Here is an 11,655-nt window from a genome sequence, read left to right on the forward strand (position 1 = left end):
ATAACGTCTGTCCGAGTACGGACATCCGCATGCAGAAGGGGTTCCGACGTGAAATTCCGGGTTGACCGCGACGTCCTGGCCGAAGCCGTGGCCTGGGCGGCCCGGGTGCTGCCGGCCCGTCCGGCGCTCCCCGTCCTGTCCGGCCTGCTCCTGGAGGCCGGGCCGGAGGACCTCGTGCTCTCGGCCTTCGACTACGACGTCTCCGCCCGGGCGTCCGTGGAGGCCGAGGTGGCCGAGCCCGGCCGGGTGCTGATCCCGGGCAGGGTCCTGGCGGAGATCACGCGGAGCCTGCCGGGGAAGGCGGTCGAGGTGGTCGCCGACGGCTCGGAGGCGGCGCTGACCTGTGGCAGCGCGGAGTTCAACCTGCGCACCATGCCGGTGGAGGACTTCCCGACGCTGCCCGCGATGCCGCCGAGGATCGGCGCGATCGGCGGCGTGGTCTTCGCGAGCGCGGTCGGCCAGGTCGCCCCCGCGGCCAGCCGCGACGAGACCCTGCCCATGCTGACCGGTGTCCGGGTCGACGTCGCCGGTGAGCACGTGACGATGGCCGCCACCGACCGCTACCGCATCGCGGCCAGGGAGTTCGACTGGCGGCCGGAGCGACCCGGTGCCGAGGCCGCGGCCGTGGTCCCCGCGCGGGTGCTCGTCGAGGTGGCCAGGTCACTGCGCGGCGGCGAGGTGGCGGTGGCGCTGGGCGACGGCATCGCCGGGTTCGAGAGCGTCGGGCGGAGCACCACGGTCCGGCTGCTCGACGAGCAGTTCATCGACTACCGCGCCCGGCTGGCCGGTGACTGGTCCATCCGGGCGGACGTCCGGGTGGCGCCGTTCGTCGAGGCCGTCAAACGGATCCGGCTGGTCGCCGAACCCACCACCGCGATCCGCCTGTCCTTCGGACAGGGGCAGGTGACCATCCAGGCGGGCGGGGGCGAGGTCGGTCGGGGGACGGAGGTCCTCGACGCGGAGCTGTCCGGCGGGGACATCCAGATCGCCTTCCAGTCCCAGTTCCTGCTGGACGGCCTCTCCGGGGTGGAGAGCGAGTTCGTCCGCCTCAACATGGAGTCGCCGACGCGTCCGGCCCTCATCACCGAGGTCCCGGGAGACGCCGTGCCCGCCTTCCGCTACCTCGTCATGTCCCTGCGCCAGGCGTGAGCGCGAAGGGCCCGCCCCGACGGGGCGGGCCCTTCGCCATACGGGGCGAAGCCCCGGAAGGTCAGGCGGAGACTTCCTGGGAGTCGGTGAGCGCGATCAGGATGTGCTCCATGCACGCGTGTCCCGCGCGTTCGGCGGCGGTCACGTCACCGGCGGCGATGGCACGGGCGATCGCGTCGTGCGGGATGTAGCTGCTGTCGATCGCCGTCCCCGCGGCCTTGATGCTGGCGCGCAGGGCGGCCGAGAAGTCCTCGTAGAGGTCGACCAGGACGCGGTTGTGGGTGGCGTGGACGACCGCCATGTGGAAGGCGAGGTCGGCTTCGACGAACCCGTCGGGCTCACCGACCTCCCAGGCCCGCTCCCGTACGGCCAGGGCCTCCTCGATGAGGGCGATGTCCTCGTCGGTGCGCCGGGTGGCGGCCAGCCGGGCGGCCTCGACCTCCAGCGCGCGCCGTACCTCCAAGATCTCCAGCTGCTCGGCGGCGCGCAGCCGCCGGAGCATGGCCCCGGAGAGCTCACTCGTGGCGCGCACGTAGGTGCCGTCGCCCTGACGGCACTCCAGCAGGCCCGCATGGGTGAGCGCCCGGACGGCTTCCCGCACGGTGTTGCGTCCGACCCCGAGCTGCTCGGCGAGCACCGTCTCAGTGGGGATCTTCGCGTTCATCTGCCAGGAGTTCGACGTGATCTGCTCCTTGAGCTGATCGATCACCTGGTCGACGAGCGACGCTCGGTGCGCCGTACGCAGACTCACAGTCCGCCTCCTATGGGGAACCAATCATCCTATGAGTCAATGACTGATCGACCCTAATTATTCCGGAGGCATAAATCCAAATCTGGAGCCCCAGGGGCAAGAGAAGCCTTACCGCACCAGGGCAGAGTCGACCGTCATGCCCACCAGCGCGCCACGCACGCCGACTGCCTCGAGTGCCTTACGATACGCGGCGGTCTGCGCATCCCGTGCACCGGCCTGGCCGTACAGGTCTCCGAGCCGGCGCCAGATCCGGGCGGTCTCCCGGTCGGAGCCGGTGGAGGCCGGGCGCAGGCCGTCGAGCAGGGCCTGCGCGTTCCGCAGACTGGTGAGGGCGTCCCCTTCGCCGTACGCGAGCGCGATCTCGGCGAGCAGCAGGTGCGCGGTGGCGCCGATGCCGTCCGGGCGCTCCCCGAGGAGGCCGAGGGCCGAACCGGCCAGCCGGACCGCGCCGCCGGGGTCGCCGGTCCGCAGCTGCACGTGGGCGAGCACGACCAGGCTCTTGGCGCGTTCGCCGACGAGGGAGGGGAAGGTGGCGAAGACCTCACCGGCCGCGCTCGCGAGCTCGGGGATCCCGCTCATGGGCTCGTCGTCGCGGGAGGCCGCCAGGCGGGACCACTCCATCGCGATGAGGGCGAGCCTGAGCGCCATCCGGGACGGCCGCCCGGTCGCGATCGCGTCGTCGGCGAGGCGTACGGCCAGCGCCGAGTCCTCTCCTTCGGCCGCGGTCGCGCTCGCCTGCCAGAGGGAGTGGACCTCCGCTTCGCGGTTGACCGCGGCGGGCACCCCGTTGGCCATGATGACCTGCCGGACATAGGCCAGGCCCGGGGAGTCCGTCCCCCGAGAGGAATCGGTCTCCATCAGGGCGGCGGCCAGGTCGACCGCGATCTCGCCCTGGGTCAGCGCCAGCCGGTTCACCTGGACCAGGGCGTCGTGCGCCAGATCGTGGGCGCGCAGGGTGTCGCCGGCGCGCAGGTAGCACCGGCTCAGGGCGACGGTCAGCGGCAGGTCCGCCAGGCGCTCGGGATGGGCGGCGGCCTCGCGGCGGAGCCGCTCGAACGCCTCGACGGCGGGACCGATCCGGCCCTGCGACTCCAGGGCGCGGGCGCGGCCGAACCGGGCGAGGGCGGAGATGATGGCGTTCTCGTCGCCCGCGGCCTTGACGATGTCACCGAAGCGATCCGCCGCCAGGGCCGGGTCGCCGTGGTGGAGCTCCAGCTCCGCGTGGCGCAGGCCGAGCTCGGTGTCGATGCGCTGACGCGGCTCGACCCCGTGCAGGAGGAACTCGGTGGTGCACCCCAGGCGTTCGGCGAGCAGTCGCGCGACCACAGGGGTCGGCGTGCGCTTGCCCGACTCGATGAGGGACACGTAGCTGTCGGACAAGTCCGGCCCGGCGAGCTGGGCCTGGGACATGCGCCTGCTCAGCCGCAATCCGCGGACACGGTCACCGATGGTTCCCTGACTCGGCATCTGATCTCTCAGGGCGGGGGATGGTCAATGTTGCAGCCATGATTGCACGAAGCAGCCGAATCGGGTAACCCCCGTGCAGAATCCCTGGTCGAACTCGTTCCAATTTCCCTACGTCACAGTGGACATACAGGGATTAATCATCCGAGTCGTTGCCGCCGGGGAAGAGCATCTGACAGACCTCGAGATAGAGCGTCTCGGGATAGGGGATGTAGGGGATCGTCGAGAGCGCCTGGTCCTGACCGGCCGACTCGAGGATGAACTCGCCGTATCCCAGCATGCGCCCGAGCAGGGAGCGCTGGAAGCTCATGTCCGTCACCTTGCCGAGCGGCATCATGTCGACCCGGCGCGTGATCAGCCCCGTGGTGAGCAGCATGCGCTTGGAGGTCACGACGAAGTAGTCGACCGACCACTCCGCCACCTTCCACACGAAGCGGATGAGCAGCAGCAGCCATGCCCACCAGACGACGACGAGTCCGCCGCCGGCGTTCTGGTCGCCGAGCCACTTGCTGAGCAGGCCGGCGATGATCAGGCCGCCGAAGACCTCGGCGACGGGGCGGAGCAGCACGGCAGGGTGACGCCGCACCATGATGACCTGGTGTTCGTGGGGGAGCAGGTAGCGGTTGACCGACGAGGGAGCGGAGTCCCCGTGAGTCACCAGCCTCATGAGAGATGCGAGACGAACTGGGCCAGCGAGTCGGCCGCGGTGTACATCGAGTCGATGGCTCCTCTGACCGTGTGCGCCGCGTCATCCGGCCGGGTGAACAGGAAGAACACCACGAAGACGATGGCGCTCCATTTCAGAACCTTCTTGCCCTGCACTTAGGCCTCCAGTTACCACTCACCCACTGCACCCGACGTATACATTACCCACGCATTACGTGGGGTAAAGCGTGTGAGCCGATTCGGTCTTCCGCTGTCGGCGGACCTCACCGGCCCGGCGCGGATCTCATCGGTCACGCCCGCTCGCGGCCAGCGCCAGCACCTGCAGGTGTTTGCGGGCGATCCGCTCCACCAGCCAGGGATGGGCGTGGCCTGTGATCTCCAGCGCGCCGTAGCGGGCCGCGTCCACGCAGCGGGTCACGGTGGCCGCCGGGTGGATCGCGGAGAACTCCTCCCGCAGTGCGGCGCTCAGGTCCGCGTAGGGGTCCGGTTCCGCGGCCGGGATGATGCCCTCGTTCACTGTTCTCCCTGTATGCGTCCGCGATCGCCGGGCCGGGCGTGCCGAAGAGATGCCGTGTCGAAACTCTCCGTACCCATGTAATCACGGAATGTAACGGAAGGTGTCGGCGACACCCTCCGTCAGGCGAGAACGGGCCCCGAGAAGCCCTCAGACCACGCCGTAGAGGCGGTCACCGGCGTCCCCCAGCCCCGGGACGATGTAGCCGTGCTCGTTGAGCCGCTCGTCCAGGGCGGCGGTGACCAGGCGGATCGGCCTGCCGCTGCCGGCGAAGGCGGCGTCCATGTAGGCGATGCCCTCCGGGGCGGCCAGCAGGCAGATCGCCGTCACGTCGTCGGCGCCGCGCTCGAAGAGGAACTCGATCGCCGCGGCCAGGGTGCCGCCGGTGGCCAGCATCGGGTCGACCACGTAGACCTGGCGGCCCGACAGGTCGTCCGGGAGCCGGGTGGCGTAGGTCTCCGCCTGGAGCGTCGACTCGTTGCGGATCATCCCGAGGAAGCCGACCTCGGCCGTCGGCAGCAGCCGGGTCATCCCGTCCAGCATGCCGAGGCCGGCGCGGAGGATCGGGACCACCAGCGGGTGCGGGTGGGCCAGGCGCACGCCCTTCGCGGGGGCGACGGGGGTGTCCACGGTGACCTCGCTGACCCGGACGTGCCGGGTCGCCTCGTACGCGAGCAGCGTGACGAGCTCGTCGGCGAGGCGCCGGAAGGTGGGCGAGTCCGTGTTCACGTCCCGTAGGACGGTCAGCTTGTGGGCCACCAGCGGGTGGTCGACGACCAGGGTCTCCATGGACGTCCACGGTAGCCGGGACGACAGGAAGGTGGATAACGGACGATGTGTGACAGGAGCTTCGGGAGGGGATTTTGATCACGATTTGGCCGGAGTGGCGTACGGCGGTGCTCCACTTCTGAAAGCATTGACATCCGTACAGGTCGGCTCGGTGGAGATGACGATGACAGACGAAGAAGTGCTCGACTTCGCCATCGTGGTCTATCGCGAGGACGACTGCTGGGAGGCGGAGATGCTTCCCGTGGCGCTCACCTCCGACCTCCACGGGCTGATCCACGCCCTGCGCCAGCAGCCGAGCCTGAGCGGCGCGATTGGCCTGGTCGCCGTGGGGGATGAGTTCTTCGTGGCGCTACGGGTGTTCGGCGAGCAGGTGGAGGTGTTCCTCTCGGACATCGCCGCGTCGCTGGACTTCCCGCTCGCGGAGCAGGTGCTGGACTACCTCGACGTCCCGGTGCCCGACGAGGACGAGCTCGACGCGATCCTGCAGGACGAGGAGACGGCGCTCCCCGCGGGGGACCTGTCCATCTTCGCCGACCTGGGGCTCGACGAGATGGAGCTCGGCATCCTCTCCGGGGACATCGACCTGCTGCCCGAGGACGTGCTGTCCAGCATCGCCGCGCGGCTCGGCTTCTCCGAGCCGTTCGAACGCGCCATCGACTCGATGTTCGGCTGAGCCCGGGAGAGATCGCCATGGCCTCCAGACCGTCCGGCAGCAGGCTCTTCTCGGCCGCCTTCGTGCGCACCGCGAACGGCTGGCGGGGGGCCGAGGTCGACCTCGGCGACGCCGAGATCGTCGACGACCTCGGCGACGCCGTCCAGGAGAGTCTCGGCCTCGACGGCGAGGAACTGGCCCTGCTCTGCGTCGAGGTGGAGGACGAGTGGTTCGCGATCGTCCGCTACCGGGGCGAGACCGATCCCCGCGCCTTCCTGTCCGACGCTCAGGCCGTGCGCACGGACGCGCTCGGCGAGCTCTTCGGCGAGCTGGCCGGGGTCGCCCCGGAGGGCGACACGCCCGAACTGGGCGTACGGCCGGCGGGTGACTTCGAGCTCCTGAGCGACCTGGGCATGAGCCCCGAAGAGCTCATCGAGCTCAGCATGGAGGAGGGCGCGCTTCCGGCGGACACGCTCTCGGTGATCGCCGAGCGGCTGGCCTTCGCGGACGAGCTCGACCGTCTGAGGTGAGGGCCACGGCGACGGCTCCGGCGGGTCCGCGGCGGTGAGGGGACCGGCGGAGGGTCCGATGGTGGCGGGTTCCGGAGGGACGGGCTACGCCCCCGCGATGCGGCTGGCCCTGGCGCAGGCCGTACGGGCGGGGGAGCGCGGAGAGGTGCCGGTCGGAGCGGTCGTGCTCGGGCCCGGCGGCGAGGTGCTGTCGCAGGCGGGCAACGATCGCGAGTCCCTGGCGGACCCGACCGCGCACGCCGAGGTGCTGGCCCTGCGGGAGGCGCGCGCGGACGGGGCGAGTGGCGGCTGAGCGGCTGCACGCTCGTGGTCACGCTCGAACCCTGCACCATGTGCGCGGGAGCCGCGGTGCTGGCGCGGGTGGACCGTGTCGTCTACGGGGCGGTGGACGCCAAGGGGGGCGCGGCGGGCTCGCTCTGGGACGTGCTCAGGGACCGCCGGCTCAACCACCGCCCGGAGGTCGTCATGGGTGTGCTGGCCGACGAGTGCGCCGGGGTGCTCACCGGGTTCTTCGCCGCGCGCAGGCCGCGCGAGCAACGGTGATTATCCGGTAAGCTGCTCGGCGGTGGTGTCGCCTAGTGGCCGAGGGCGCACGCCTCGAAAGCGTGTGATGGGGCAACTCATCCGTGGGTTCAAATCCCACCACCACCGCCACTACGAAGGGCCTCCGACCTGTGTGATCAGGTCGGAGGCCCTTCGCATTTCAAGACCACGGGGAAACGGCCCTGCCCCCGATCTTGAGAGGAGCTCCGCGCCCCTCCGGTCAGGAGGAGCGGTGCCGCCGGGGGACGGGGGGATCGAACCAGGCCTCGGGTGAGCCCGGATCGATCCGGGTCAGCATGTGGCGCGTCGTCGGGGCCACGTCCATCAGGTCGCGGTCGCCGGGAGCGGTGAAGCGGAAGGCGGCGACCTCCTCTCCGTCGGGCACCGGCTCGCCGGTGAGGATCCGGCAGGCGAACACCGTCGCCACGTACGCCACCCGGTCGCCGTTGCGGTACTCGGCGACGAACTCCGGCCCGCCGAACACCCCCAGCACGGCCGTCGGTTCGACCTCGACGCCGAGCTCCTCCTGTATCTCCCGGACGAGGCGTCCGCCGGCCCTTCACCGGGATCGACCGCTCCGCCGGGCAGCATCCACCGGCCGGTGTCGATGTCCTCCACCAGCAGGACGCGGCCCTCGTCATCGGTGATGACGGCCGTCACCGCCGGCATCAGCAGCAGATCGTGCCCCACATACCGCCGCAGCCACTTCAGGTAGGGGGAAATCGCCATGGGGCCTCCTCGTTCAACGCCCACCGGACGGGGGCCGTCACCGCGATCATGTCTCAGTCGCGGGGGCGGCGGTCCGTGAACCGGGAACGTGCGGAAGAGGCGGCGGGGCTCAGGCGTCCGGCAGGTCGAGGACGCGGGCGTGCAGGACCGGGCGCTGGTGCAGGGCCGAGCGCAGCGCCCGGTGCAGGCCGTCCTCCAGGTAGAGCTCGCCGCGCCACTGCACGACGTGCGGGAACAGGTCGCCGTAGAAGGTGGAGTCCTTGGCGAGCAGGGAGTGCAGGTCGAGCACCGCTTTCGTGGTGATCAGGGTGTCGAGCCGGACCTGCCGCGGCGGTATCTGCGCCCACTCGCGGTTGGAGAGGCCGTGCTCGGGGTAGGGCCGTCCATCGCCGACCAGCTTGAAGATCACCCCATGTAGTTTAAGAGACAATCCGGTCGTTTGCCCGCCTGTCGGGTCACGGCGCTGGTCAGAGCCTGTCCGGAGCCCGCCCGCAGCCCGCTGGAGGGCCTGCTCAGATGTCGCCGGAGAAGGTGTCGCAGCGCTTCGGGTCGCCGGTCTCGTAACCGGTGGTGAACCACTTGACCCGTTGCGCCGAGGTGCCGTGGGTGAAGCCCTCCGGGTCGACCGGCCCTGGGTGCGCTCCTGGATGCTGTCGTCCCCCACCGCGGAGGCGGCGCTCAGCGCCTCCTCGATGTCGGTCCGAGTGAACGGCTGGGCGAACAGCCCGGTCTCGTAGGCGTTCTTCGCCCAGGCGCCCGCGTAGCAGTCCGCCTGGAGCTCCACCCGGACCGCACCGCTCTCCGGCCCCTGCCGGTCGCTCTGCGAGCGGCTCAGGACCCCGGTCAGGTTCTGCACGTGGTGGCCGTACTCGTGCCCGATCACATACGCCTGGGCGAACGGCCCGCCCTTGGCGCCGAAACGGTTCTGCAGCTGGTCGAAGAAGCTCAGATCGAGATAGACCCGCCGGTCGGCGGGACAGTAGAACGGCCCGACGGAGGAGTCGGCCGCGCCGCACCCGGTGTCCACCGCGCCGGAGAAGAGCACGGTCTTGGCCTCTTCGTAGCCGTCCACGGCGGTGGGCCAGTACTCCTGGATGCTGTTGACCACGCCGATCACCCGGCACTCCTCGTTCTGGTCGGCGTCCTGGCCGGTCCTGCACTGCGCCGCGAGGTTCGAGCCCTGGTCGACCGGGGTGGGGGCCGCACCGCCGCCGGTGAGGCCGCCGAGGTCCACGCCGAACACCAGCGCGGCGATGAGCGCGATGATCCCGGCGACGCCGCCGCCCACCGCGAGCCCGCCGCCGGGGACGCGGCGGCCGCCGCTCTCGACCTGCGAGCTGTCCAGCCGGACATCGTCCTTGAAATCCATCGCCGACGTCCCTTCGATCCGTTCGGGACGCCTCGACTGCCCGAGAAACGGCAGGGGAAACGGTCGGGGAAACGGCCCTCCCGGCGCCGAGGGGCGGAACGGGGACCGGGACGGAAACGCCGGAGGGGCCGGACCGCTTGTGCGGTCCGGCCCCTCTGAGTGGCGGAGGATAGGAGATTCGAACTCCTGAGGGGTTGCCCCCAACACGATTTCCAATCGTGCGCCCTAGGCCAACTAGGCGAATCCTCCGCCGGAAAGCTTAGCGGACTTTCGGGCGTGGGGTGACCGCACGCCCGCGCGACATTCGCGGACATCCGCGATCGGGGGGGGGCGGGGCGGGTCGATCACCGGTCGATCAGGTGACCGCACGCCCGCACGACATTCGCGGACCCGAGCACTGCCGTGGGGAGCTAGACTGTGTCCGGACCCCTCGCGCGGCGTCATCCTGTGAACCTCCCCAGGGCCGGAAGGCAGCAAGGATAAGCGGGCTCTGGCGGGTGTGCGAGGGGTTCCTTCGTTGCAGGACCCCTCGCAGGCGGGAGCTCCTTGATGAGTCTGGCGCTCTACCGCAAGTACCGGCCCGGGACCTTCGCCGAGGTCAAGGGCCAGGAACACGTCACAGAGCCGCTCCGGCAGGCGCTGCGGAGCGGCCGGATCAATCACGCCTACCTGTTCAGCGGTCCCCGCGGGTGCGGCAAGACCTCCAGCGCCCGGATCCTGGCCCGCTCGCTCAACTGCGAGAAGGGGCCGACCCCCGACCCGTGCGGCGAGTGCGAGTCCTGCGTGGCGCTCGCCCCCACCGGTCCCGGCCACCTCGACGTCATCGAGATCGACGCGGCCTCGCACGGTGGCGTGGACGACGCCCGCGACCTGAGGGAGCGGGCCTTCTTCGCGCCCGTGTCGTCGCGCTTCAAGATCTACATCATCGACGAGGCGCACATGGTGACCCGGGAGGGGTTCAACGCGCTGCTCAAGCTCGTCGAGGAACCCCCGCCCCACCTCAAGTTCGTCTTCGCGACCACCGAGCCGGAGAAGGTCATCGGGACGATCAAGTCCCGGACCCACCACTACCCCTTCCGGCTGATCCCGCCCGCCGCGCTGCGCACGCTCATGGAGGAGATCCTCACCTCCGAGGACGTCCCGTTCGAGCCCGCCGCGCTGCCGCTGGTCGTGCGGGCGGGCGCCGGCTCGGCCCGCGACTCCCTGTCGATCCTCGACCAGCTGTTCGCCGGGTCGGACGAGGCGGGCATCACCTACGCGCGGGCGGTCTCCCTGCTGGGCTACACCGACGGGGGCCTGCTCGACGACATGGTCGCCGCGTTCGCGGCGCGGGACGGCGCTCGGGTCTTCCAGGCGGTGAACCAGGTGATCGAGGGCGGGCACGATCCCCGCCGGTTCGCCATGGACCTGCTGGAGCGCTTCCGCGACCTCGTCGTCCTGGCCAACGTGCCCGAGGCGGCCGGCAGCGGCCTGCTCGACCGCCCCGACGACGAGCTGGAGCGGCTCCGGGAGCAGGCCGCCTTGATGGGGCCCGCCGACCTGACCCGGGCGGCGGAGGTCTTCAACGCCGGGCTGGTCGAGATGCGCGGGGCGGCCTCGCCCCGGCTGCTGCTGGAGCTGATGTGCGCCAGGGTGCTGCTCCCCGGAGCCGCCCAGGACGAGGCGGCGCTGCTGGCCCGGCTGGAGCGGCTGGAGCGGGGCGCCGCGGGCTCCCCCGGGACGCACGCGTTCACCGTCCCCGGACCCGCCGCCGGGTACACGCCTCCCGCCGGAAACGTCCCGGCCGCCGGATACGCGGCCCCCGCCGCGACCGCGCCGTACACGCCGCCCACCGTCGCGCCGCAGACCGTCACGGTCCCCGCCGTCGCACCGCAGCGCGTGATCGCGCCGCAGGCCGCCGTCGCGTCCGGCCCGGTCGCGTCCGGCCCGGTCGCGTCTCCGGAGACCGGTACGGGCTCCGCCTCCCAGGGCCCGGCCCCGGCGCCCGCCGACGACTGGCCGGTCACGGTCAAGCCCGGTTCCCCCGCCGTCCCGGCCGGTCCGCAGCCCCCGCAGGAGGGGACGCCCTCCGTGCCCCCGCAGCCCTCGGCGGCCTCGGCGCCCCCCGCGGGCCCCGCCGGCTCCGAGATGGCGGCCGTGCAGCAGGCGTGGCCGCAGGTGCTCGGCGCGTTGAAGCAGCGCAGCATCGTCGTCTGGGCGAACGTCAACACCAACGCCCAGGTCGTCGGCGTCGAGGGGAAGATCCTCACTCTGGGCTTCACCCAGGTCGGCGCGATGAAGAACTTCGTCGGCGGAGGGAAGGACACGGTCGTCGCGGCGGCCCTGCAGGACGTGCTGGGCGGCACTTGGAAGGTCGAGGCCGTCGTGGGCGGTTCCGGCGGGGCCGCGCCGTTCGGCGGCAACCATCCGCCGGCCGCTCCGCCGCAGTCCCCGGCACAGCCCCCGCATCCTGCACCGCGACGTGAAGCCCAGCAACGTCCTGGTGACCGACGAGCGGGC

12 protein-coding genes, 2 tRNA genes, 1 other RNA gene and 3 pseudogenes are annotated in these 11,655 nt (G+C 71.2%); 7 read left to right on the plus strand and 11 right to left on the minus strand.

The genetic code is table 11. From position 1 onward, the window contains the following. The first annotated feature begins 48 nt into the window (after positions 1-48). Positions 49-1,149 (plus strand): DNA polymerase III subunit beta, encoded by a 1,101-nt coding sequence (gene dnaN, locus ACWJ6R_RS05365; RefSeq protein WP_449061122.1) that lies wholly within the window; start codon positions 49-51, stop codon positions 1,147-1,149. Positions 1,150-1,210: 61 nt separating this feature from the next. Here the strand turns inward: dnaN and ACWJ6R_RS05370 are convergent, their stop codons facing one another. The 6 genes from ACWJ6R_RS05370 to upp all read right to left on the minus strand — a co-directional run bounded on the left by ACWJ6R_RS05370 (position 1,211) and on the right by upp (position 5,333). Continuing rightward, positions 1,211-1,900 (minus strand): FadR/GntR family transcriptional regulator, encoded by a 690-nt coding sequence (locus ACWJ6R_RS05370; RefSeq protein ID WP_449061123.1) that lies wholly within the window; start codon positions 1,898-1,900, stop codon positions 1,211-1,213. Between the two features lie 108 nt (positions 1,901-2,008). After that, a complete protein-coding gene (locus tag ACWJ6R_RS05375) occupies positions 2,009-3,367 on the minus strand; it encodes a helix-turn-helix domain-containing protein (RefSeq protein ID WP_449061124.1) in 1,359 nt (452 codons plus the stop codon). A gap of 133 nt (positions 3,368-3,500) precedes the next feature. Then, positions 3,501-4,031 (minus strand): PH domain-containing protein, encoded by a 531-nt coding sequence (locus ACWJ6R_RS05380; protein WP_449061125.1) that lies wholly within the window; start codon positions 4,029-4,031, stop codon positions 3,501-3,503. Further along, positions 4,028-4,186: a hypothetical protein gene (locus ACWJ6R_RS05385; protein WP_449061126.1), complete on the minus strand. Its 159-nt coding sequence runs from the start codon at positions 4,184-4,186 to the stop codon at positions 4,028-4,030. The genes ACWJ6R_RS05380 and ACWJ6R_RS05385 overlap by 4 nt, the downstream gene beginning before the upstream one ends. Before the next feature lie 127 nt (positions 4,187-4,313). Next, entirely contained in the window at positions 4,314-4,547 is a 234-nt protein-coding gene (locus ACWJ6R_RS05390) for a hypothetical protein (RefSeq protein ID WP_068900379.1), read from the minus strand. A 147-nt stretch (positions 4,548-4,694) separates the two neighbouring features. After that, complete coding sequence (gene upp / locus ACWJ6R_RS05395; RefSeq protein ID WP_449061127.1) at positions 4,695-5,333, minus strand: uracil phosphoribosyltransferase; 639 nt, start codon at positions 5,331-5,333, stop codon at positions 4,695-4,697. A 163-nt stretch (positions 5,334-5,496) separates the two neighbouring features. Here upp and ACWJ6R_RS05400 point away from each other — a divergent pair, with 163 nt between their 5' ends. The 4 genes and pseudogenes from ACWJ6R_RS05400 (at position 5,497) to ACWJ6R_RS05415 (ending at position 7,169) form a co-directional block, all read left to right on the plus strand. Then, positions 5,497-6,006 carry a tRNA adenosine deaminase-associated protein gene (locus ACWJ6R_RS05400; protein ID WP_449061128.1) on the plus strand — a complete coding sequence of 170 codons (510 nt, stop codon included), beginning with the start codon at positions 5,497-5,499 and terminating at the stop codon, positions 6,004-6,006. Between the two features lie 17 nt (positions 6,007-6,023). Beyond that, the gene (locus ACWJ6R_RS05405; protein ID WP_449061129.1) at positions 6,024-6,515 is read left to right on the plus strand and encodes a tRNA adenosine deaminase-associated protein; all 492 of its coding nucleotides are present in this window, start codon (positions 6,024-6,026) and stop codon (positions 6,513-6,515) included. Between the two features lie 58 nt (positions 6,516-6,573). Beyond that, a pseudogene (gene tadA, locus ACWJ6R_RS05410) lies at positions 6,574-7,058 on the plus strand (tRNA adenosine(34) deaminase TadA). A gap of 21 nt (positions 7,059-7,079) precedes the next feature. Then, positions 7,080-7,169: transfer RNA gene (locus ACWJ6R_RS05415), tRNA-Ser, on the plus strand. Between the two features lie 109 nt (positions 7,170-7,278). Here ACWJ6R_RS05415 and ACWJ6R_RS05420 read toward each other — a convergent pair. The 5 genes and pseudogenes from ACWJ6R_RS05420 to ACWJ6R_RS05440 form a co-directional block, all read right to left on the minus strand. Next, the gene (locus ACWJ6R_RS05420) at positions 7,279-7,590 is read right to left on the minus strand and encodes a hypothetical protein (RefSeq protein WP_449061131.1); all 312 of its coding nucleotides are present in this window, start codon (positions 7,588-7,590) and stop codon (positions 7,279-7,281) included. A gap of 23 nt (positions 7,591-7,613) precedes the next feature. Further along, positions 7,614-7,787, minus strand: a pseudogene (locus ACWJ6R_RS05425) (NUDIX domain-containing protein); the annotation flags it as partial. A 109-nt stretch (positions 7,788-7,896) separates the two neighbouring features. Next, positions 7,897-8,196 (minus strand): type II toxin-antitoxin system VapB family antitoxin, encoded by a 300-nt coding sequence (locus ACWJ6R_RS05430; protein WP_189238790.1) that lies wholly within the window; start codon positions 8,194-8,196, stop codon positions 7,897-7,899. Between the two features lie 103 nt (positions 8,197-8,299). After that, positions 8,300-9,156 (minus strand): annotated as a pseudogene (gene ypfJ / locus ACWJ6R_RS05435) (KPN_02809 family neutral zinc metallopeptidase). Positions 9,157-9,316: 160 nt separating this feature from the next. After that, positions 9,317-9,405 (minus strand) — tRNA-Ser (locus ACWJ6R_RS05440). A 171-nt stretch (positions 9,406-9,576) separates the two neighbouring features. On the opposite strand from ACWJ6R_RS05440, the gene ffs reads away from it, so the two are divergent. Continuing rightward, an RNA gene (ffs, locus tag ACWJ6R_RS05445) (signal recognition particle sRNA small type) lies at positions 9,577-9,675 on the plus strand. Positions 9,676-9,705: 30 nt separating this feature from the next. Beyond that, on the plus strand, positions 9,706-11,655 hold a 1,950-nt coding region (locus ACWJ6R_RS05450), incomplete at its 3' end, for a DNA polymerase III subunit gamma and tau (RefSeq protein ID WP_449061130.1).

It is taken from the genome of Planomonospora algeriensis (assembly GCF_977012225.1).

Excerpts from the sequence above, each read along its gene's own strand:
- upp (WP_449061127.1), bottom strand. The coding sequence starts at position 5,333 with ATGGAGACCCTGGTCGTCGACCACCCGCTGGTGGCCCACAAGCTGACC.
- ACWJ6R_RS05400 (WP_449061128.1), top strand. The coding sequence starts at position 5,497 with ATGACAGACGAAGAAGTGCTCGACTTCGCCATCGTGGTCTATCGCGAG.
- ACWJ6R_RS05375 (WP_449061124.1), bottom strand. The coding sequence starts at position 3,367 with ATGCCGAGTCAGGGAACCATCGGTGACCGTGTCCGCGGATTGCGGCTG.
- ACWJ6R_RS05405 (WP_449061129.1), top strand. The coding sequence starts at position 6,024 with ATGGCCTCCAGACCGTCCGGCAGCAGGCTCTTCTCGGCCGCCTTCGTG.
- ACWJ6R_RS05380 (WP_449061125.1), bottom strand. The coding sequence starts at position 4,031 with ATGAGGCTGGTGACTCACGGGGACTCCGCTCCCTCGTCGGTCAACCGC.